We start from the raw sequence: 21,705 nt of genomic DNA, 5'->3' as shown, positions 1-21,705 counted from the left end.
ACCTTCAGTGTGACCGTGATTCGATCTTTCGGCTACCCCGCCACCGGCGACCCCGCGATCCGGGCCAGCACATGGTCGGGTACCGGCACCCCCGGCTCCAGGTCGTCGGCCGGTACGGGGGCGTCCCACAGCTGCCGCAGCGGCAACACTCCGGCCCACACCCCACCGGCGGCGACATCCTCCGGTTCGTCGATCGGCCCGCCCTCACGCACCTTCACCGACGCCTCGGTGAGGTCGAGCGCCAGCACCAGCGTGCCCGCGAGCTCCTTCTTGGTCGGCTGCCGCACCGCGGGCCAGGCGCCGGGCGTGACATTGTCGACGACGATCCGCATGGCCCGCAGCTGCTCATCCGGATCGGTGACCGTGGTCGGCCGACCGTGGATCACGGCCGACCGGAAGTTGATGGACAGGTGCATCGCGGCACGCGCGTACACGATGCCGTCCACATGGGTGACCGATACCGACACCCCACCGCTGCTCGCGGCGCGCAGATTGCCCGATCCGGTGGAGCCGTGCAGGTAGAGCGTGTCCCCGTCGCGCCCGTAGATGGTGGGCACCACCAGCGGCGCGCCGTCGATCACCACGCCGAGATGGCAGAGGAACCCGGCGTCCAGGACGGCGTCCAGGACCGCTCGGTCGCTCCGAGCACGGTGCCGGTAGCGCGTCGGAGTGCTGCGCGGCGTGGGCGACAAGGGGGTCCGATTCGACGCTGTCTGACTCATATGACCAGCATGGCCGCGCCAATGGCCCAGTAGAATATCCATTTCTGGATGATTTCGACAGACCACTTTAGAGGCGGACCCTTGACGGCGACCACACCCGACGGCGCGGCACACCGCCCGACCGCCGCCGACGACCTCCCGATCGCGCTCGACCGCACGGCATCGACGCCGTTGTCGGCACAGATCGCGGACCGACTACGCGACGCCGCCGCCACCGGGGTCCTGCACCGCGGCGACCGCCTGCCCTCAACGCGGGCACTGGCGCTGCGCCTCGGCGTGAGCCGCACCGTGGTCACCGCCGCCTACGACCAACTGCACGCCGAAGGCTGGCTCGGCGGGCGACACGGATCCGGCACCTACCTGACCGCCGCCCCACGGCTGGCCCCGGAGTGGTCGCCGGCCGCCTCCGATGCGGACGAGGCGATGGATCTGGCCGATCTGGCCCCCGGCGCACCATGCGTGGAGGCCATCGACCGCGCGGCGTGGCGACGGGCCTGGCGGGCGGCCGCCGCCCCGATGCCCCTGGTCCGCCGCAACCGCGCCGGTGACCCCGGCTACCGCGCGGCGGTGGCCGAACACCTGCTGCGGCACCGGGGATTGGGCGCGTCCGGCGGCAGTGCGGTACTGGCCACGTCGGGCACCAGCGCCGCGGTGCGCGAGCTGGCAGCCACGGTGCTGCCCCCGGGCGCGGCGGTGGCCATCGAGGATCCGGGCTACCGCCGGGCCGCGGGCGCGTTCCGAGCGGCCGGAATCGAGTTGGTGCCGATTCCGGTCGACGACCACGGCCTGCGGGTGGACCTACTGCCGGATGGCGTGAGCGCCGTGTATTGCACTCCCGCGCACCAGTTTCCGCTGGGCGCACGGATGCCCGCCGAGCGGCGGGTGCGGCTCGTCGAATTCGCCCGCCGCACCGGCGCTCTGATCATCGAGGACGACTACGACGGCGAATTGCGTTACGACACCGCACCCTTGCCACTGCTGGCCAGCCTCGCCCCCGATGTGGTGGTGCACCTCGGCACCACCAGCAAGATCCTCACCCCCGCCCTGGGCATCGGCTGGCTCGTCGCCGCGCCCGCCGTCGCCGACGCGGTGCTCGCCCATCGCGAACACACCGGCACCGGCCCGGCCGCGGCCGGGCAGCTGGTGCTGGCCGAACTGGCCGCGCACGGCGATCTCGCCCGGCATCTGCGCCGACTGCGCCGCGAAATGCAGACGCGGCGCGCCATGGTGGTGGCAGAACTGCGTCGACACGGGCTCGGGGTGATCGGCGACGCCGCCGGATCACACGTGGTGGTGCCGTTGGCCTCGGCCACCGCCGAGGCGGCCGCGGTGGCGGCGGCGGAGCGGCGCGGCGTGCACCTCGGCCGCCTCGACACCCATTACGTCGGACCGCGACAGCTGTTCGGCGTGGCGCTCGGTTACGCCGCCCTGCCGCGCGCGGATCTGGCGGCGGCGCTGCGGACCGCCGGGGAGTGCCTGGCCGCGCCGTAGCATGGACGCGTGACCCGGCCCGGGTCGCGCCGCAACCGTCGCGGAGTGGAGGCTTCATGACCGATCAGGACATTCTCGCGCGTATCAAGACACTGGTGGATCGCGAGCACGAGCTGCGGTCCAAGACCACCGGCGGTGAGCTGGACCCGGAGAGCGAGCGCGCCCAACTGGCCGAGCTCGAGGTGCAGCTGGACCAGTGCTGGGATCTGCTGCGGCAGCGCCGGGCCCGGCTCGACCAGGGGCGCGATCCCGATTCGGCCCAGCCGAATTCCGCCCAGCAGGTGGAAGGCTATCTCCAGTAGGTTTTTCGGCCCCCGATCGGGGGCCGATTTTTTTGGGATTTGACTTATCCGAATTCGTGCGACACCATTGTCGACGTTCATGCACCTCGATAGGTGAGGCTCCTACGCGAACACAGGCCACTGATCTGACGACGTCGAGAGACGCCCAAGGTTAGGACAGGTCTTCCCGGATTAAGGGATGTACCCGAAGTGGCTTCCCGGCTCGATGCCGAGACACGTCGCGTAGTGCCGAAACTCTGACGAGAGGGGTGCTCACCAGGGAAACGTCCCTGGCCCGCTCCCTGCTGTGCTTTCGATTCGGCGTCCCCGCACGCCTCGGCCGCAAGGAGGTGAGATCCGCAGGATGACACCCGGTGGAAGTCCGTATCCGTCTCGATCACTCTGCATTGTCTCGCCCGGTCGCGGCATTCCTTCGAACTGACAGTTCGGCGAATTCAGCGCATTCTCAGGCAATTGTCATGTCCTCGACAATTGCCCATCCAGCGTGCCCGAATTCGGTTGAAAAGAGTTCGAAGCGATGAATCGCGGCCCTGTCACCGAGGAGTTCGCCATGACCTTCATCGCACGTCGTACCCCAGCCACGCTGACCACCGCCCTGCTCGGCGGCTGCCGCCGTGGCGCGCACCGCCTGTGGGCACGCCGGAATCTCACCCCGCAGGAGCGGGCCAACCTGCTGGCGGGCTACACGCCACCGGCAGTGGTCAGTGCCTCGCTGGGCTGCCACCCGAAGCGGTAGGCGGCCACGCACCGACACCCCACAGTCCCGATGCGGCTACCGCGCGAGGAGTACCTCATGACCATGTCCACTCCGCTGTCCCTCCAGCAGCCGGAACCACCCACCCATCGTCCGTCGCGCCGGGAACGCCGGGCCGCCGAGCTGGAGGACCGTACCCGCGCGGTCGGCGCGAAGCTGGTCGGCATCAGTGCCCGACCGGCGAAACAGGTGCTGCACGACCTGGATTCGGTGCGCGCGGGCCTCGACCACGCCGACGCCGATCAGCGGCTGGCGCAGTACGGCCCGAACAAGATCGCCCACGAATACGTTCCGCACTGGCTGGTGCAGCTGGTGCGGGCGTTCGGGAATCCGTTCATCCTGGTGCTGGCGGGCCTTGCCGTCGTGCTCTACCTGACCGGCGATGCCGAGGGCGTCATCACCATCGCCGTCATGATCACGATCAGTACGCTGATCCGGTTCTGGCAGGAGTTCCGTTCCAACCGGGCCGCCGAAGCACTGGCCCGGCTGGTCACCACCACCGCGGCGGTGGTGCGGCGCGATGCCGGCGCGCCGCGCGGCCGAGCCCGGGAGATCCCCATGGCCGAGGTGGTGCCCGGCGATATCGTGCACCTGGCCGCCGGTGACCTGGTGCCCGCCGATATGCGGCTCATCGCCGCCAAGGACCTCATGGTCGCCCAGGCTGCCCTCACCGGTGAATCGCTGCCGGTGGAGAAAGCCGACACCACCACCGGCGACACCCAGCGGCGCACCCGCGCCGACCCCGCCGATGCCGACAACCTGGTGCTGATGGGCACCTCCGTCACCTCCGGCACCGGTACCGGGGTGGTGGTCGCGACCGGTTCGGACACCTACTTCGGCTCCATGGCCGACATCATGGTCGGCGCGCATCCGGAGACCGCGTTCGACACCGGGGTGAAGCGGGTCGCCTATCTGCTCATCCGGTTCATGCTGGTCATGGTGCCCGTGGTGTTCGTCGTCAACGGCTGGAATCAGGGCGATTGGACCTCGGCGTTCCTGTTCGCGGTGGCCGTGGCGGTGGGCCTCACACCGGAGATGCTGCCGGTGGTGGTGACCGCCAATCTCGCCAAGGGCGCGGTCGCCATGAGCAAGCGCAAGGTCGTGGTCAAGCGGCTGAGCGCGATTCAGAATCTGGGTGGCATGGATGTGCTGTGCACCGACAAGACCGGCACCCTCACCGAGGACCGGGTCGTACTGGACCGATACCTGGACGTGCACGGGCGGCCGAGCGACGAGGTGCTGCGGCTGGCGTATCTGAACAGCCACTTCCAGACCGGATTGCGTAATCTGCTGGACCGCGCCGTCATCGACCGGATGGACGAGGCCGAGGAGGCCGTGGTCGACAGCCGCTATCGGCTCGCGGACGAGATCCCCTTCGATTTCGTGCGCCGCCGGATGTCGGTGGTGGTCAGCGACCGATTGGGCGGCGTCGCGGAGAACCAGCTCGTCTGCAAGGGCGCGGTGGAGGAGGTCGTCGCGCTGTGCCGGTTCGCGCGCGACGGCGACCGCGAGACCGCCATGTCCCCCGAGCTGCGCGAGCGCGTGATCGACGTGGCCGAGCGCACCAATCGCGAAGGGCTGCGGGTGGTGGCCGTCGCCACCCGGGCGGTGCCGATTCGGGACCGCTACACGGCGACCGATGAGACCGAATTGACGCTGGTCGGCTTCCTCGCCTTCCTCGATCCGCCCAAACAGGACGCGGCCGCGGCGCTGAAAGCCCTGGCGGACAACGGCGTCGAGGTGAAGGTGATCACCGGCGACAGCGAACTGGTGGCGGCGCGGGTGTGCGCGGACGTCGGCCTCGAGGTGGGCGAACCGGTCACCGGCACCCGGCTGGAGCTGACCGACGACGCCGACCTGCCCGAATTGGTGGAGCGCACCACGCTGTTCGCCAAGATCGACCCGGCACAGAAGGCTCGCATCGTGCGGACCCTGCACGCGCGCGGCCACACCGTCGGCTTCCTCGGCGACGGCATCAACGACGCGGCGGCGCTGCGCGAGGCCGATGTCGGCATCTCGGTGGACACCGCGGTCGACATCGCCAGGGAGTCCGCGGACATCATCCTGCTGGAGAAGGACCTTATGGTCCTCGAACGCGGCGTCATCGAGGGTCGCCGCACCTTCGGAAACACCATGAAATACATCAAGATGACCGCGTCGTCGAATTTCGGCAATGTGTTCTCGGTGCTGGTGGCCTCGGCGTTCCTGCCCTTCCAGCCCATGCTGGCGGTGCACCTGCTGGTACAGAACCTGCTCTACGACATCTCGCAACTCAGCATTCCGTGGGACCGCATGGACGAGGAGTATCTGCGCAAGCCGCAGCGGTGGAACGCCCGCGATCTCGGCCGGTTCATGCTGTGCATCGGCCCGACCAGCTCGATCTTCGATATGAGCACCTTCGCGCTGATGTGGTTCGTGTTCCAGGCCAACAGTCCCGAACACCAGACGCTGTTCCAATCCGGCTGGTTCATCGAGGGATTGCTCTCCCAGACGCTCATCGTGCACATGATCCGCACCCGGAAGATCCCGTTCCTCCAGTCGCGGGCGGCCCTGCCGGTGCTGCTGACCACGGGCACGATCATGGCCGTGGGCATCTGGCTGCCCTTCTCGCCGCTGGCGGACGTCCTCCGGATGCAGGCCCTGCCGCCGGCGTATTTCCCCTGGCTGGTGCTGACGCTGCTGAGTTACTGCCTGGTGGCGCAGTTGGCGAAGACGCTGTACATCCGGAAGTTCGGCAGCTGGCTCTGATCGGTTCGGCCCGGCCACGTATTGGCAACAAGTCAGTAGGGTCTAGCGGGCGGGTGGGTCGCGCCTATACCGTTTTCCAATGGTGGCAACGATCGATATCACTACTGCCGACGGCGTCGTCCGCGGTTCCCGGGGCCGCCGCGTGGCGCGCTGGCGGTCCGTCCCCTATGCGGCGCCGCCCGTGGGAGAGCTGCGATTCCGGGCCCCGCAGCCGGTGCGGCCCTGGGCCGGGGTGCGCGACGCCCGGGAATTCGGCCTCGCCGCGATGCAGCATCGCAGCGGCGCTCGCATCGGGCCGCGGCAGCAGCAGCCGACCGGTGAGGACTGCCTGACGCTCAATATCACCGCGCCCGTTGGGCACTCGGCCACGCCGCGCCCGGTCATGGTGTTCATCCACGGCGGCGGGTACATGATCGGCACCTCGGCGCTGGGACTGTATTCCGGGGCGCGGCTGGCCGTGCGCGGCGATGTGATCGTGGTATCGCTGAACTATCGGCTGGGCGGGTTCGGCTATGTGGACTTCAGCGAATATTCCACACCCGAGCGGCGATTCGAGTCGAATTTGGGGCTGCGCGACCAGGTGGCGGCGCTGGAGTGGGTGCGGCGCAATATCGCGGCCTTCGGCGGCGATCCGGACAATGTCACGATCTTCGGCGAATCCGCCGGGGCGCACGCCGTGTTGAGCCTGTTCGCGACCCCGGCGGCGGAAGGTCTGTTCCACCGGGGTATCTCGCAGAGCCCGCCCGCGGCGTGGGCGGCCAGCCCGGACGACGCCAAACTCTTCGCCCGCCGCTGCGTGGAGGGTCTCGGGGCCGGCCCGGAGGAGGCATCGCGTGCGCTGATCTCGGCCGGTGCCAATGACATTCGCCGTGCGGTGGACCGGGCCGTCGCCACGGTGCTGCGGGAGCAGCCGGGACTGTTCCCGGCCGTGCCCATGGTGGACGGCGACTTCCTGCCGCGCTCCCCGCTGGACGCGCTCACCGAGGGCAGCGCGCACCGGCTGCCGCTCATCATCGGCAGCAATCGCGATGAGGGGACGCTGTTCGCGCGGCTGTCCGATACGCTGCCGACCACGCCGGAACGCATTCGCAAGGTGCTCGCGCATTCCAGCGCCGAGGCCGCGGCCCAGGTTGTCGCCGCCTACCCGGGCTTCCCGGACCCGAAGGTCGCGGTGCGCATGGGTGGGGATTTCGTGCTGTGGCGGTCCACGGTGACGGCCATGGAGGGACACAGCCGGTACGCGCCCACCTACGGCTACCGCTTCGATTTCGCCCCGCGCGCACTGCATCTCGCCGGATTCGGAGCCACCCACGCCTTCGACCTGATCCCGGTGTTCGGGGCCAGCGACACCCCGTTCGGCCGGGCGCTCACCGTGGCGGGCGGTCAGCGCGGCATGCGCTCGGTGACCAGGCAGTTCCAGGACAACTGGCTGTCCTTCGCCCGCACCGGCGCACCGCTGCCGTCCTGGCCACAGTACACCGACGACCGGCGCACCACCATGATCATCGACTACCCGCCCCGCCTGGAGGACGACCCCGACCGCGCCAAACGCCTCGCCTGGCAGGGAATTACGGTACCGACACTGATTTGAACCGACCCGAGCGCGGCGAGACCGCCGGGCCGCGGGCACCCAGCCCACGCGCGGTCGCGCACGGCCGCGCCGATTGCGATGGCGATTACCGGCCGCCGTGGCCCGCAGGGTCGCCGCCCTACTTCAGCAGGCGCGACATGCGGCGGTCGGCGAGGATCTTGCCGCCGGTCTGGCAGGTGGGGCAATACTGGAAGGACTTGTCCGCGAAGGCCACCTCGCGGACGGTGTCGCCGCAGACCGGGCACGGCATACCGGTGCGGCCGTGCACCTGCATACCGGAACGCTTCTCGCCTTTGAGCCGCGCGGCGTCCTGCCCCACGGAACGCTCGACGGCATCGCGGAGTTCGGCGCGCATGGCCGAATACAGCCGGGACAGCTGCTCCGCGTCGAGAGTTCCGGCATTCGCGAACGGCGACAGCCGCGCGGTGTGCAGGATCTCGTCGGAATACGCATTGCCGATACCGGCGATGATGGTCTGATCGGTGAGCGCGTTCTTCACCCGCTGCGAGGTGCCGTGCAGCAGTTCGGCGAATTCGGGTTCGCTCACCGCCAAGGCGTCCGGGCCGAGGCGGGCGATGCTGGGCACCGCCAGCGGATCGGTGGTGAGCCAGACCGCGAGCCGTTTCTTGGTGCCCGCCTCGGTGAGGTCGAAGGCCGGGGTCGCGCCCTCCGGGGTGAACAGGTGCACGCGCAGGGCGAGCGGCCCCTTCCCCGGTTTGGGTGGGGCGGCGCCGGGTTCGTCGAGCCAGCGCAGCCAGCCCGCCCGCGACAGGTGCGTGATCAGCCACAGCCCGTCGCAGTCGATGCCGAGGTGTTTGCCCCAGTGCCCCACCCCCGTCACATCGCGCCCGGACAGCGCGGTCACCGGCGGATCGAAGGTTTTGAGCACACTCAGCGCCGCAATATCGACCCGACCCACGACCGCGCCCACCGCATGCTCGGCGAGGAATTGCTCCAGCGCCACGATTTCCGGTAATTCGGGCACAAACGCAGCCTACCGGCACCCACCGACATGGCGCCTGATGTGAACACGCCCTGGTCAGACAAGCGAGCGGCCCGCCAGCAACCCTTCGCGCGCCTCGCCGACCAACTCCGCCCACGGCCGCTCCCCGAGTTCGGTCACCCCGGATTCGCCCAGGAAGGCGCTGGAGACCACCGCGTCCGGAGTCAGCTCGGCCAGCACATCCAGGCTCGCGACCAGCGTGTCCTTATCGCTGAAGCCCTCCAGGTAACCGGCCCACCAGCGGCCGTCCTCGCCTCGGATGATGGTGTCGCCGGTGAACAGGTAGCGCTTACCTGCGATGGTGGCCAGGTAGTTGGTGCTGCCCACGGTGTGGCCGGGAGTGGGGATGACCTCCAAACCGTCGAACGCGGTGTGCCGCGTCGTGAACGGATCGTCCACGGTGGTGGCGGTGACCAGGTCCGCCTCCGACTCGTGCAGGTGCAGTCGGGTACCGAACCGCTCCTTCAGCGTGGCCAGGGTGGAGGTGATCTCGTCCTGGTGGCTGAGGTACTGGTCGGCGACCCCGCCGAGTTCGGCCATGCGATCGAACTCGCTCTCGATGCTGGTGTTGTAGAACAGCACGTTGCCCTCCGGGCGGGTCCACAGGTAGGCGCGGGTGGTCAGGCCCGGTGCCGGGTTCTGGGTTTCGGTGACCCACAGGTCGGTGGCGATGCGCTCCATGATTCGCTCCTTCGGTCCGGGCCGTTCGGCGGCCACTCGGTGCTTTCACCCGGAAGGCGCGAGACCGAATCCAGCGCCGCGAGATTCGGCGATTCCCGCGCGACACGGACCGCGAAACAATGTCCGGCACGAAATGTCAGCGGTGCGGGCACAAATGTCATAGTTGTCCAGACGTTTGCCCCCATAGGGTTTCGCGCTGTCGGCCAATTGCGAACGCCCCCTTTTGTAGGGCCGACAGTGTGGAAGCTCCGCCCGGGTGGCCCACCCCGCTCGGACGGGGCTTCCGAACACAGCGGGAAGCGCCCCGGCGACAGGTCGGTGCCGAGCGGCTGTCGGCACCGGTGTGCCGAGGGGATGATTCGATCATCCGGCCCGGCGTCGATCCCACCGGACCGAAGGCTCATCAACCAGCTAGTCGGTGCCCGGCGGCCGGTCGGTGTCCCAGCTGCTAGTTGGTGCCCAGTGGTCAATCGATACCCGGCGGCCGATCAGTGCCCAGCGGCCGGTCGGTACCCCAGCGGATCTCGCGCTGCGGCTGATAGCGGCAGACCAGGCCGAGGGATACGCAGGCGCGCAGATGTTCGGCCAGCTCCGGATGCGCGTGGTCCAGGCGGCGCAGGGCGTCGCGGACGCGGGCGGAGACGGTTTTGCGGGCGCGTTCGGCATCATCGCCGAGGCGGCGGGTGCGACCGCCCAGTCCGGCCGCGCGGCGGAGTTCGTCCAACAGGGCGGCGCGCTCGGTATCCAGTTCGGCGGCGCGGTCGTCGTCGGAGCGGGCTGTGGCGCGGTCGATTTCGTCGTCGAGCCGCTCGAGTCGGCGGCGGAACTCGGCCTTGGCGCGCTCGTCGAGCACGGTGTCGGCACCCAGGCCGCGGGCGGCCGACGCGGTGGCCGCGGCGGTGCCGGTGCCGGTGAGCAGTTCCATCGACGAGATGTCGTGCCCCGGATTCGCGATGAGCGTGTGCAGATCCCGCAGCCCCTTGATATCGGGCAGATGCGCCGTCTTTCCCGCGAACCGCAGCGTCCAGACGCCGTCGGCGAGCCGGAAGACATTGGTGGCCGGTTCGATCGCGGTGTGCGCCCGCAGCACCTCGGCCCGCGTCGGCGTCGTGCCCAACCTCCGCAGTTCCCGCTCCGCAGCCGCCCGCCACGGCACCGACCGCATGCGCCGCGCCGCCTCCGCAGCCGCCTCCAACTCGACCGCGGCACTGTCGCGATCGCCCGCCGCCGCGTCGAGCCGCCCCAGCCAGTAGGCGTACGGCCCGTACACCGCGCCGCCCCCGGCGGTCACCGCCCATAGCTCGCGCAAGGGAGACAGCGACTCCCGCACCGACTTCCGCAACTCCGCGTCATCGAGCACCACCGCCGCTTCCGCCAGCGCGATCAACGCCCCGGCGTGGAAATGCCGCGGATATGTCTCCAACAGCACCCGCACCTCATCCACCCCACGCCGCACCTCATCCACCAGCCCCGCCTCGTCCTGCCCCCACCACGGATCACCGGCCCCGGCAGACGTGGTGTCGCCCCCGGGAGACGTGGTGTCGGCCCCGGGAGACGCGGTGTCGGCCCCGAACGCAGTGGCGACCCCGAAAGAGGCCGTGTCAGTCCCGGATTCAGCACCGGCCCCGAGACACGCCGAGTCAGCTTTGAACGCAGCAGCGGCCTCGGGAGACATGCCGTCGGCCCCAAGCGTAGGGACATCCGAGGGAGACGCCGTGTCAGCCTCGGACACAGTACCGGCTCGGAAAGACGCCGAATCAGCCTCGAACGCAGCAGCGGCCCCGGGAGACGCCGAGCCCACCCCGGACCCAGTGGCGGCTAGGCGGCGCGCTGCGGCGAGCAGGAGGGGTGCGACGGCGTAGGCGCTGGGCAGCTGCCGGTAGCGGGCGGTGAGGCGGGCGATAGCGGGCTCGTCGGCGGCGGTCAGCGCCAGTGCCCAGCGCTGTTCGAGCCACAGTGGCAGGCGGTCGACCTCACCGCTGCGCTCGCCGAGGGCGTACGCGTCGTCGATGGCCGCCGCGGCGGCGTGGCTGCCCGTGACGGTGGCCAGTGCGCCCGCGCGGGAGCGGGCGATGAAGCGGGGGCGGGGCAGGCGGGTGCGGTCGGCGTAGGCGGTGAGGGCGGCCTGTTCGGAGTGTGCGCGCGGATCACCGAGTTCCAGCAGGGCCGCGATGCGCAGCACATACCCCTGAATCCGCAGGTCCTCATCGCCCACGCAGTCGGCGACGATATGGATCTCCGCCGCGAGCGCCAGCCGCTCGGCGGCCGTCCCCGGCCGCCAGACGGCATCGTGTCGCGCCAGCAGGCTCGCCCCGATCGTATGGGCATCCCCGCCGGCCCGCGCCAGCCGCAGCGCCCGCGCACTCATCTCCGCCGTGACCGCCTCGCCCCGGCGAGCCCGCCGCGACCACCCCGTGTGCACCCGCACCCGCGCCGCCGCCGCCAGCACCCGCACCGCCAGCGGATCCCCCTCCGCCCGCTCCCGCACCAGCCTCCGATGCGCCTCGTCGATGAGCTCGACCTCCCGCGCGGCCGCCCCCTCCGGATCCGTCATCCCGAGCCCCTGCAACCCGAGCACGGCCCGCGCGAACAACTCCGCCGCCACCCTCGGCACCGAATTCACCGCGTCGGTAACCGAATTCATTGCACCGGGCACCGACTCCACTCCATCAGGAGTGGACTCCATGTCACCAGGACACCCCTCCACCCGTACATTTGCCGACTCGCCCGCGCCGGGACACGACTCCATCGCTCCTTTTGCCGACTCACCCCCGCCGGGACACGACTCCACCCCAGCGGACACCGACTCCGGCCGCATGTCGCCAGTTGTCTCTCGCGTGTCACCCACGGGTGCCAGCCCACCGTCCGCCGGAGCACCATCCGCTTGGTCCGCACCGGTACGCGCTCCCTCTCCACCGCTCCCGCACACACGCGCGCCGTACCCGAGCTCCGCTGCGCCGCTCCTCCCTGCCGCATCCATCTCAACGTCCGTACCCTCGCCGCCGCGACCTCCACCCATTTCGCGGTCCGTGTCGAGCTCTCGCCTGTCCGTCAACCGTTTCGGATCGGGCCGGTCAGCCGATTCGCGGTGTGCCGCACGGGATTCGATGAGGACGGTTTCGTATGCCGCGCGGGCTTCCGGGAGTTCGCCCGCGCGGTGGGCGGCGGCGGCCAGGGCGAGGCCGAGGCGGCCACGGCGGGGGAGGTTGTCGGGGGGCAGCAGGGTGAGGGCTCGGCGGTAGTGGTGGGCGGCTTCCCCGGCGGCCGAGCGGGTGTCGGCGTCGGCGGCCGCGCTGAGCAGGTAGTGCAGGGTGCGGGCGGCAGCGGAGGGGTCGCCGGATCGGGTCAGCTGGTAGGCGTGGTGGGCGAAATCGCTTGCGGTCGCGCCGGTTACATCGCGGGGCAGGCGCTCCAGGGCGGTGAGGACGTCGGCGTGCCGCCGGTGCAGGTCCGCCGCGTCCAGCCGCGCCAGCAGGGTTTCGCGAATCAGGTCGTGTACGAAGACGAACCGGTCGCCGCTCGGCCCACCGAGGGTGGCGCCGGTGCGGCCGACCAGACGTGCGCGCACCGCCTGGGCGAGAGTGTCGGCCAGTTCGGCCGGGGTGGTGTCGAGCGCGGCGGCGACCACGGGAACGGCGAATTCGCGTCCCACCACCGCCGCAACACCGAGCGCCGCCACCACTCGCTCCGGGAGCGGTGCCAGTCGCGCGTCCAGGGTCTGGCGCACGCCCGGAGTCAGGGTGTCGATGGACCCGCCGCCATGCCACAGCCGCGTGGCCTGTTCCGCCAGAAAGGGATTGCCGCCGCTGGCGCTCGCGATGCGCCACGCGATCTCGGGCGGCGGTGTGCTCCCGGTCAGCCGGGCGGCCAGGGCGGCGGTCTCGACCCCCGACAGCCCCGACAGCTCCACCGTCTGCGCGGCCGCCCACACCTCCGGGAAAACCTCACGCAGCGGATGCTGTTCGGCGGCGAGCTCGGTATCGCGCACCGCGGCAACCACGGCGATCCGCTCGAACCAGGCATGGCGCGCGAGAAAGGTCAGCACCCGCACCGACTCCGGATCGGCATGGTGCAGATCATCGATCACCACGAAGACCGGACGCTGCCGCGCCGCGCTCACCAGTGCGGCGGTGATCGCATCCCCGATCTCGAACAGCGCCCAATTCCCCTGCACCGCTTGGCCCGAGCGCATGCCACCAAGTCCAGCGACATCCGCGGGCACCGCAGTGTCCGAAGTACCCGTGACGCCCGCCCTGCCCGCCGCGTCCGACATCCCCGCACCATCCGATAACCCCGCACTATTCGGGAACTCCACTGCATCCGAGAAGCCCGCTGAATCCGAGAAACCCGCAGCGTCGATGTATCCCGCAACCGCCGAGAATCCAGCGGCCCGCGTGGTCCGCGCCGAGCCCGAAGCCTCCGTAACCCCCGATCCGGGAACGCCTGAAACTCCGTCGCCCTCAGCAGGTCCCGCCTCGTCCGAGGCTCCTACCACGCCCGAGGCCCCCGCGACGCCCGAGGCCCCCGCCCTCTGCGAGGCCCCCGCATCGTCCGAGTCCGCTCCCCCCTGCGAGGCCCTGGGAGCGTCCGAGGCTCCCCCAGCCCCTGGCCGCGCGGCAGCAACCGGACGGCTCCTGGCACCCGGTTGCCCCCTGGCATCCGCTCCGGGCGTCCCCTCCGTCAGCGCGACCAGCGCCGCTCCGGCGGAATCGACGACCGCGGCCCACTCGTCGGCGTCACAACGATCCCGCAGCCGCCGCAGAATCTGCACCCACGGCCAGTACCCGGGCACGCCGTCCCCGCTCCAGGCGGTGGCCGCCAGCACCAGCGCCGCATCGGTGAACTCCCCGAGCACCTGCGTCATGAGCGCGGTCTTGCCGATTCCGGCCTCACCGGCGACGAGGATCAGCCCGCCGTGGCTGGTCAGCGTGCGGCGCAGGTGCTCGCGCAGCACCGCCGCCGACTCCTCCCGGCCGATGAGCGTCACCGGACCCGCACCACCTTCCGAACCCACCACCGGCAGCCTAACCCGGCGGACCGTTCCCGCAGGTCGGGAGCTCGTCGCCGGGCAACTCGGCGGATGATTCAGCTACGGCGCAGCAGATAGATGTCCATGATCCAGCCCTTGGCCGCGCGCAGCTCGGCGCGCCGGGTCACGATCTCCTGCTCCACTTTTCGCAGCGGCCCCGCGATGAGAGTCTCATCGGGCATACCGAGGTAGGCCCCCCACCAGATGTGCACGTCGTCGCCCGGTACGGACGTGAAGGAGCAGTCGCCGTCGAGCATGACGAGGGTGGATCGATCCGACGGCACACCCTCCTCGCGCAACCGCCGACCGGTGGTGATCTGCACGGGTGCGCCGATCTCGTGCAGCACCATGCGATGTCCGGCGGCGAGCGCCTGCGGGCTGGTGATGCCGGGGATGACCGTGTACTCGAACCGCACCCGCCCCCGGTCGAGCACCCGTTCGACCATGCGCAGGGTGCTGTCGTAGAGAGAGGGGTCACCCCAGACCAGAATGCCGCCCACGCCCTCGGTCGCGGCGAAGGCCGCCTCCAGCAGTTCGCTGCGCCGTTCGTGCCAGTCCGCCACCACCCCGCGGTAGGCGTCGTCCGCACCGGCGGCGGGCACCGACCGGTCGCGCGGCGGGTCGGGGATCTCCACGATCCGATACGGCCGCCGCGCGTGCTCCTCGAGGATGGCGGTGCGCACATCCACCAGTTCCCGCTTCTCGGCTCCCTTGCCGATGACGAAGAACACGTCCACCCGACGCAGCGCCTTGATGGCCTGCACGGTGACCTGGTCCGGATCCCCGGCGCCGATTCCGATCACATAGAGCTGCCGCACACTGCGTAAGCTTGCCAGGTGCGGAGTGGGTAGGCTTGCCAGGCGTGGACGCCCCCCGAGACATCCAGCACCGAGACACCCAGTACGAGGACCTGCTGCGGCTGGTGCTGGACAGCGGCACCCCGAAATCGGATCGGACGGGCACCGGCACCCGCAGCATCTTCGGCCATCAGCTGCGCTACGACCTGTCGCGCGGCTTTCCGCTGGTCACCACGAAGAAGGTGCACCTCAAGTCCATCGTCTACGAGCTGCTGTGGTTCTTGCGCGGCGACTCCAATGTGCGCTGGTTGCAGGAGCACGGCGTCAGCATCTGGGACGAGTGGGCCGATGCCGACGGCGAGCTGGGGCCGGTCTACGGCGTGCAGTGGCGTTCCTGGCCGACCCCGGACGGCGGCCATATCGACCAGCTCGCGCAGGTGCTCGAGACGCTGCGCACCGATCCGGATTCGCGCCGCATCATCGTCTCGTCCTGGAACGTGGCGGAGCTGAACCGCATGGCGCTGGCCCCCTGCCACGCCTTCTTCCAGTTCTACGTGGCCGACGGCAGGCTCTCCTGCCAGCTGTATCAGCGCAGCGCGGACCTGTTCCTGGGCGTGCCGTTCAATATCGCGAGTTATGCCCTGCTCACCCACATGGTGGCGCAGCAGGCCGACCTGGAACCGGGTGATTTCATCTGGACCGGCGGCGACTGCCATATCTACGACAACCACGTGGACCAGGTGCGCGAGCAGTTGAGCCGGGAACCGTATCCGTTCCCGCGGCTGCGGCTGCGGCAGGCCCCGACCCTGTTCGAGTACCGCTACCAGGATGTGGAAGTGCTGGACTACCAGCATCATCCGGCCATCAAGGCCCCGGTGGCGGTGTGAGCGCGGACAGCGCGGTGCGGGTGCGGACCGTCGGGCTCATCTGGGCGCAGACCCTGGACGGCGTCATCGGGGTGGACAACACCATTCCGTGGCGAATTCCGGAGGATATGGCGCATTTCAAGGATGTGACCTGGGGACACCCGGTGATCATGGGCCGTCGCACCTGGGATTCGCTGCCCGCGCGCTTCCGCCCGCTGGCGGGCCGCCGCAATATCGTGGTGACCCGCGATCCGGAGTGGGCGGCGACGGGTGCCGAGCGCGCCGGGTCGCTGGAGCAGGCGTTCGCCCTGGCCGGCGACGAGCCGGTATGGGTGATGGGTGGCGGTGAAATCTACCGTGCCGCACTGCCTTCGGCGACCGAACTGATGGTCACCGAGGTGGACGCGGATATCGCCGGCGACTGCTACGCCCCCGCCATCGGCCCGGAGTGGTCGGCCGAATCCGAACCGTGGCGCGAATCCACCACGGGTCTGCGGTATCGCTTTCGGCGCTATACGCGGTAACACGGATCACGCGAATATCGCGTGTACGGCAATTCCCGCACACGAACCGGCGAAATAGCCGAGCGGTTCGAGGCCGTCGGGCATACTCACGGATATCAGCCCGGCGAAAGGCAGTCCATGGACAAGAAATCGCTGACCGCGGTCGCCCGCCAGCAATTGAAGATCGCCGCCACCGCCTCGAGCGGGCGCAGTTCGCAGACGATCTACGGGGGGCACGCCCACTCCCTGCGCCAGACCGTGATCGCCCTGACGGCCGGTCAGAGCCTGGCCGAGCACGAGAATCCGGGTGAGGCCACCATGGTCGTGCTCAGCGGCACCCTGACCCTGATCAGCGGGACCAACGAGTGGAAGGGTTCGGCCGGTGACCTGCTGGTCATCCCCGACGCCCGGCACAGCGTGAAGGCCGTGGACGATGTGGCCTTCCTGCTCACTGTGGCGAAGTAGACGCCGGAGCAAACCTGCTGGTCGGTACAGCTCACCGGCAGACACAGGGCAACCGGAGGACCGCCGCACTCGATCGTGGTTCTAGGCTGGAGCCCATGGGTGAGCCGCAGCCGATACTCGACCCGCTGACACCCGCCGCGATCTTCCTCGTCGCCACCATCGACGAGGGGGGCGAGGCGGTGGTGCGCGATCTACTCGCAGACCTGCCCGGATTACGCCGGTCCGTCGGATTCCGGGTACCCGGCTCGGGACTGACCTGCGTGGCCGCCATCGGGTCCGCCGCCTGGGATCGCCTCTTCGCCGGGCCGAAACCCGCTCGGCTGCACGAATTCCCGGGCTACGAGGGCGACAGGCACCAGGCCCCCGCCACGCCCGGCGACCTGCTGTTCCACCTCAAGGCCGAGAATCAGGACGCCTGCTTCGAGCTCGCCATGAAGATCGGGGAACGGCTGGCCGGGGCGGCCACCATCGTGGACGAGACCCAGGGCTTCCGCTACTTCGAGCAACGCGACCTGCTCGGCTTCGTGGACGGCACCGAGAACCCCGAGGGGCAACTGGCCCGCTCCGCCACTCTGGTCGGCCCGGAGGACGCCGAATTCACCGGGGGCAGTTACGTGTACGTGCAGAAGTACCTGCACGACATGGACGCCTGGCGGGCGCTGTCGGTCCCCGAGCAGGAGCGGGTGATCGGCCGCACCAAGGTCGACGACTTCGAACTCGACGACGCCGACAAACCCGCGGACGCCCATATCGCCGTGAACGATCAGGACGACCTGGGTCAGATCACCCGGGCCAATATGCCCTTCGGCAGTGTGGCGGCCGGAGAGTTCGGCACGTACTACATCGCCTACGCGGCCGACCCGACCGTGATCGAGACCATGCTCGAGCGCATGTTCCTCGGCAGCGACGAGGCCGCCTACGACCGCATTCTCGATTTCTCCACGGCCGTCACCGGTACCGCGTTCTTCGCGCCCGCCACAAGCTTTTTCGATGAGCTGCCGGACGCACCCGCACCGGCGGCGCGGGAATCTCCGGAGGCGGACGATGTTGACATATCCGGTAACGGTTCCCTCGGTATCGGCACGTTGAAAAGGAGCTAAGGCATGAACAACCTCCATCGCGAACTCGCGCCGATCACCTCCGCGGCCTGGGCGGCCATCGAGGAGGAGGCGACACGAACCTTCAAGCGGCACATCGCCGGTCGCCGCGTGGTCGATCTGTCGGGTCCGCACGGGGCCGATTTCAACGCGGTCGGCCTGGGCCGCACCACCGTCATCAACCCGCCCGACGAGGGTGTGCAGGCGCGGCAGCGGCTGGTGGCCCCGCTGGTGGAGCTGCGCGTGCCGTTCAGCCTGACCCGCGAGGAACTCGACAATGTGGAACGCGGTGCGAACGACACCGACCTGGACGCGGTGAAGGACGCCGCCAAGAAGATCGCCTTCGCCGAGGACCGCGCCATCTTCGAGGGCTACCCGGCCGCCGCCATCACCGGCATCCGGTCCAGTACCTCCAATGAGCCGGTGAAGTTGCCCGGCGACCCGCGCCTGGTCCCGGAGACGATCGCGCAGGCGCTGAGCAAGCTACGCCTGGGCGGGGTGGACGGCCCGTACTCGGTGCTGCTGTCGGCCGACCTCTACACGGCGGTCAGCGAGACCTCCGACCACGGCCACCCGATCCGCACCCATATCGAACGCCTCATCGACGGCCAGATCATCTGGGCCCCCGCCATCGACGGGGCCTTCGTCCTGACCACCCGCGGCGGCGACTTCGATCTGCAACTGGGCCAGGACCTCTCGATCGGCTACCTGTCCCACGACGCCAACCAGGTCGAGCTGTACTTCCAGGAGAGCCTGACCTTCCTGGTGTACACCGCCGAGGCCGCGGTCCCACTGGAAGCCTGACCCGATACACCGGTCGTGCCCCGTACGGGGCCGTCGTCGTAGATTTCGCTGGTCACGAGCGTGTCACCAGACCAGCGGCCGCGAGCGCCAGTGCGCCGCCGATCCCCGGCAGCGCGCCGATTTCCGAGCCGTTCCGGCGACAGGCCGGGACCAGTGCGCTGCGGCGTCGGGGTGCGACGGAAAACCGGTCAGCCGGGTTCGACGAAGTCCCGGTACCGTGGCGCGGAACGACGGATGCGGGAGGCGCTATGACCACGGTGGTGCGGGCCGGGGTGGTGCCGCGCGGGCGCGCGGCCACGTACGGGTCGGTGGGGGCGCTGACGCTGCTGGCGGTGTGCGGGGCGACGGTGGCGGCCTTCGGGTTGAACCGGGTGTTCACCGGTATCGCGGTGGGAGCCGTCGCGGCCGTCGCCCTGCTGCTGGCGCTGTTCAAGCGCGACGGGGTGGTGCTCGGCGCGGACGCCATCGTGCGGCGGACGCCGTGGTCGGCGGAGACCATCGCCTGGGATCGGGTGGTGGCGGGCCGTTTCGCACTCGACGAGCACGGCCGCTGGGCGCTGGCACTGGATCTCAACGGGGGCGAGGAGCCGCACGGTGAACTGGTGTTGCTGTCGATTCCCCCGGTGGTGCGGCCCATTGCCAGCGCCTACGACATGCGCAAGCGCGAGCAGGTCGGCGAGATCCGAACCATGCTGCGGCACAAGCGTATTCCGGTGACCGTCCTGCCCGAGATCGCCGACGCGCTGACCCGGCACTGGAAGTTGGCCCCGCCCACGCAGTGAGCCGTCGGCACTCCCTAAGCTGGTTCGGGTGATTCGCACCGCTGCCCTGGCCCATATCCGCGATCGCCGTCTCATTCAGGCCCGATCGGTCGGCAAGGATGTCTTCTACATGGCGGGCGGCAAGATCGATCCGGGCGAGACGCCGGAGGCCGCATTGCACCGCGAGATCCGCGAGGAACTCGGTGTGGGCGTGACGGCGGTGAACGAACTCGGCGTCTTCCGCGCGGAGGCGTACGGCCACACGCCGGGCACCCGACTGCACATGACCTGCTTCACCGCCGAACTCACCGACGATCCGCGGCCCAGCAGCGAAATCGCCGAGATCCGCTACTTCACGGTCGCCGAATACGCCGCCATGCCGCACGTCGCCCCCGGCTCCCTCCTGGTCTTCCACCACCTGCGCGACCTCGGCCTCATCGACTGACCGGAGTCTCGGGCGGCCGGTGCGGGATCAGGGTGGCGGCGGCCAGGCCCAGCAGGAGGAAGATCGTGGCGGCCAGCAGGGTGGTGCGGGTGGCGTCGGTGAAACCTTGGAGCAGGGCGTTCAGCACCTCGGTGACGCCTTCGTGTTCGCGGACGCCCGCGATGGCACCGCCCGCCGATTCCCGGGTGGCGGTGGCGATGGTGTCGGCGGCCTCCTCGGGCAGGTTCGGCACCGCGGCCAGCCGTTCGGCCAGATCGTGGCCGAGCGCCACCGACAGCAGACCGCCCACCACGGCCGTGCCGAACGCCGAGCCGACCTGGCGCACCGTGCTCTGGGTGGCCGATCCCTGCCCGGAGTTCTCCGGCGGCACCTCCCCCAGCACCGTCCCGGTGAGCTGCGCCGACGCCATACCGAGCCCGATGCCGTAGACGGCGAGCATGCCCGCCAGCCACCACGCCGAAATATCCGGCGTCACGAACAACGCGGTCGCCGCCACCGCGACCGCCTCCAACCCCAGCCCGATCTGTACCACCCGCACCGGCCCGTACCGACGCACCAGTCCTTCGGCGATCCCGGCGGCCAGGAACGCACCGGCCGCCATGCCCGCGAGCACATAACCGGCCTGGAGTGTGGACAGCCCCAACACATTCACCATGAACAGCGGCAGCACGAACAGCAGACCGAATTCGCCCAGCGCCACCGCGAAGGCGGCGACATTGCCCCACCGGAAACTCGGAATCCGGAACAGCGCGGGGTCCAGCAGCGCCGAGCGACCGATCAGGATGCGATGCCGCTCCCAGCGCACGAACAGCCCCAGCGCCAGCACGCCCAGGGCCAGCAGCACCGGAACCGGCGATACCGGCGCATCGGCCGACCAGGTGAACCCCGGCAACGGGAACTCTCGCAGCGGCCGCCACCACCCGTAGCTCTGTCCTTCGATGAGGGCGAACACCACGAGCGCGAAACCCGCCGCGCTGAGCAGGAATCCGTCGACATCGAGGCCGGGCGCGGACTTACCCATCCGGGTCTCGGGAACGAACAGCAGCAGCCCGACCAGCACCACCGCCCCGAACGGAATGTTGACCAGGAAGATCCACGGCCAGGTGTGGTCGGTGGTCAGCCAGCCGCCGAGCAGCGGCCCGATGGCGGCCACTCCGGAGATGACCGATCCCCACACCGCGAACGCGATCACCCGATCCCGCCCACGGAAGATCGCGTTCATGGTGGCCAGGGTGCCGGGCAGCACCGCCGCCGCGCCGACGCCCTGCACGATGCGTCCCCAGATGAGCGGCCCGGCGCTGGTCGCGGCGGCGGCGAGCAGACTGCCCGCCACGAAGATCACCACACCGAGGGCGAAGAGCCGTCGACGGCCGAGCCGGTCACCGAGCCGTCCGCCGGTGATCAGCAGCGCGGCCAGCACCACCGCGTAGACGCTGGTGATCCATTGCGCCTGAGTGAAATTCAGGTGCAGATCGGCGATGATCACCGGCAGCGAGACCGCCACGATGGTGCCGTCCAGCACCACCATGGACAGTCCCAGCGCCAGCACCGCCAGCGCCAGCCATTTCCGCGCACCCGCTGGCGTCGCGGCCTCCAGCTCCACTTCCGACATTCGTCGCTCCCCAGGGTCGGGCAAGTCGTGTAGT

The 21,705-nt window shown here is 69.8% G+C and carries 18 protein-coding genes and 1 riboswitch; of the genes, 12 read left to right on the top strand and 6 right to left on the bottom strand.

Annotated features, from left to right (window positions below):
• Nucleotides 1-32: 32 nt before the first annotated feature.
• On the bottom strand, nt 33-722 hold the full coding sequence (locus tag QJS31_RS22135; RefSeq protein WP_282786223.1) for a pyridoxamine 5'-phosphate oxidase family protein: 690 nt from the start codon (nt 720-722) through the stop codon (nt 33-35).
• Between the two features lie 81 nt (nt 723-803).
• On the opposite strand from QJS31_RS22135, the gene QJS31_RS22130 reads away from it, so the two are divergent.
• The 5 genes from QJS31_RS22130 (at nt 804) to QJS31_RS22110 (ending at nt 7,608) form a co-directional block, all read left to right on the top strand.
• A complete protein-coding gene (locus tag QJS31_RS22130) occupies nt 804-2,213 on the top strand; it encodes a PLP-dependent aminotransferase family protein (RefSeq protein ID WP_306357590.1) in 1,410 nt (469 codons plus the stop codon).
• Between the two features lie 56 nt (nt 2,214-2,269).
• Complete coding sequence (locus QJS31_RS22125) at nt 2,270-2,515, top strand: DUF2630 family protein (RefSeq protein ID WP_029931123.1); 246 nt, start codon at nt 2,270-2,272, stop codon at nt 2,513-2,515.
• A gap of 78 nt (nt 2,516-2,593) precedes the next feature.
• Nucleotides 2,594-2,770, top strand: a riboswitch (M-box (ykoK) riboswitch).
• A gap of 295 nt (nt 2,771-3,065) precedes the next feature.
• Nucleotides 3,066-3,251 (top strand): hypothetical protein, encoded by a 186-nt coding sequence (locus QJS31_RS22120; RefSeq protein ID WP_306357635.1) that lies wholly within the window; start codon nt 3,066-3,068, stop codon nt 3,249-3,251.
• A gap of 57 nt (nt 3,252-3,308) precedes the next feature.
• Complete coding sequence (mgtA, locus tag QJS31_RS22115; protein WP_306357589.1) at nt 3,309-6,017, top strand: magnesium-translocating P-type ATPase; 2,709 nt, start codon at nt 3,309-3,311, stop codon at nt 6,015-6,017.
• Nucleotides 6,018-6,096: 79 nt separating this feature from the next.
• Entirely contained in the window at nt 6,097-7,608 is a 1,512-nt protein-coding gene (locus QJS31_RS22110) for a carboxylesterase/lipase family protein (RefSeq protein ID WP_306357588.1), read from the top strand.
• Between the two features lie 118 nt (nt 7,609-7,726).
• Here the strand turns inward: QJS31_RS22110 and QJS31_RS22105 are convergent, their stop codons facing one another.
• The 4 genes from QJS31_RS22105 to cobF all read right to left on the bottom strand — a co-directional run bounded on the left by QJS31_RS22105 (nt 7,727) and on the right by cobF (nt 15,139).
• Entirely contained in the window at nt 7,727-8,593 is an 867-nt protein-coding gene (locus QJS31_RS22105) for an Fpg/Nei family DNA glycosylase (RefSeq protein WP_282784451.1), read from the bottom strand.
• 54 nt (nt 8,594-8,647) lie between these two features.
• Nucleotides 8,648-9,292 carry an MBL fold metallo-hydrolase gene (locus tag QJS31_RS22100; protein ID WP_282784453.1) on the bottom strand — a complete coding sequence of 215 codons (645 nt, stop codon included), beginning with the start codon at nt 9,290-9,292 and terminating at the stop codon, nt 8,648-8,650.
• Between the two features lie 466 nt (nt 9,293-9,758).
• Entirely contained in the window at nt 9,759-14,306 is a 4,548-nt protein-coding gene (locus tag QJS31_RS22095; protein WP_306357587.1) for an ATP-binding protein, read from the bottom strand.
• A 71-nt stretch (nt 14,307-14,377) separates the two neighbouring features.
• The gene (gene cobF / locus QJS31_RS22090) at nt 14,378-15,139 is read right to left on the bottom strand and encodes a precorrin-6A synthase (deacetylating) (protein WP_282776492.1); all 762 of its coding nucleotides are present in this window, start codon (nt 15,137-15,139) and stop codon (nt 14,378-14,380) included.
• A 44-nt stretch (nt 15,140-15,183) separates the two neighbouring features.
• On the opposite strand from cobF, the gene QJS31_RS22085 reads away from it, so the two are divergent.
• From QJS31_RS22085 to QJS31_RS22055, 7 genes are all read left to right on the top strand, one after another.
• Complete coding sequence (locus tag QJS31_RS22085; RefSeq protein ID WP_372341552.1) at nt 15,184-16,005, top strand: thymidylate synthase; 822 nt, start codon at nt 15,184-15,186, stop codon at nt 16,003-16,005.
• A complete protein-coding gene (locus tag QJS31_RS22080; RefSeq protein ID WP_372341551.1) occupies nt 16,002-16,508 on the top strand; it encodes a dihydrofolate reductase in 507 nt (168 codons plus the stop codon). Before QJS31_RS22085 ends, QJS31_RS22080 begins: the two co-directional genes overlap by 4 nt.
• Nucleotides 16,509-16,625: 117 nt before the next feature.
• The gene (locus QJS31_RS22075) at nt 16,626-16,952 is read left to right on the top strand and encodes a cupin domain-containing protein (RefSeq protein ID WP_282776493.1); all 327 of its coding nucleotides are present in this window, start codon (nt 16,626-16,628) and stop codon (nt 16,950-16,952) included.
• Nucleotides 16,953-17,047: 95 nt separating this feature from the next.
• Complete coding sequence (locus QJS31_RS22070) at nt 17,048-18,052, top strand: Dyp-type peroxidase (protein ID WP_282776495.1); 1,005 nt, start codon at nt 17,048-17,050, stop codon at nt 18,050-18,052.
• A gap of 3 nt (nt 18,053-18,055) precedes the next feature.
• Nucleotides 18,056-18,853, top strand: a complete 798-nt coding sequence (locus QJS31_RS22065; RefSeq protein WP_282776498.1) for a family 1 encapsulin nanocompartment shell protein — start codon at nt 18,056-18,058, stop codon at nt 18,851-18,853.
• Between the two features lie 248 nt (nt 18,854-19,101).
• The gene (locus QJS31_RS22060; protein WP_282776500.1) at nt 19,102-19,635 is read left to right on the top strand and encodes a hypothetical protein; all 534 of its coding nucleotides are present in this window, start codon (nt 19,102-19,104) and stop codon (nt 19,633-19,635) included.
• Between the two features lie 28 nt (nt 19,636-19,663).
• Nucleotides 19,664-20,059: an NUDIX domain-containing protein gene (locus tag QJS31_RS22055; protein ID WP_282776501.1), complete on the top strand. Its 396-nt coding sequence runs from the start codon at nt 19,664-19,666 to the stop codon at nt 20,057-20,059.
• Here the strand turns inward: QJS31_RS22055 and QJS31_RS22050 are convergent.
• A complete protein-coding gene (locus QJS31_RS22050) occupies nt 20,049-21,671 on the bottom strand; it encodes a DHA2 family efflux MFS transporter permease subunit (RefSeq protein WP_282776502.1) in 1,623 nt (540 codons plus the stop codon). The two genes, QJS31_RS22055 and QJS31_RS22050, sit on opposite strands and share 11 nt — an antisense overlap.
• Nucleotides 21,672-21,705: the final 34 nt, after the last annotated feature.

It is taken from the genome of Nocardia sp. CC213A, from assembly GCF_030766805.1.
GTDB lineage: Bacteria > Actinomycetota > Actinomycetes > Mycobacteriales > Mycobacteriaceae > Nocardia > Nocardia otitidiscaviarum.
Note: the sequence above shows the minus strand (reverse complement) of the source record. Positions and strands in the feature narration are given on the sequence as shown.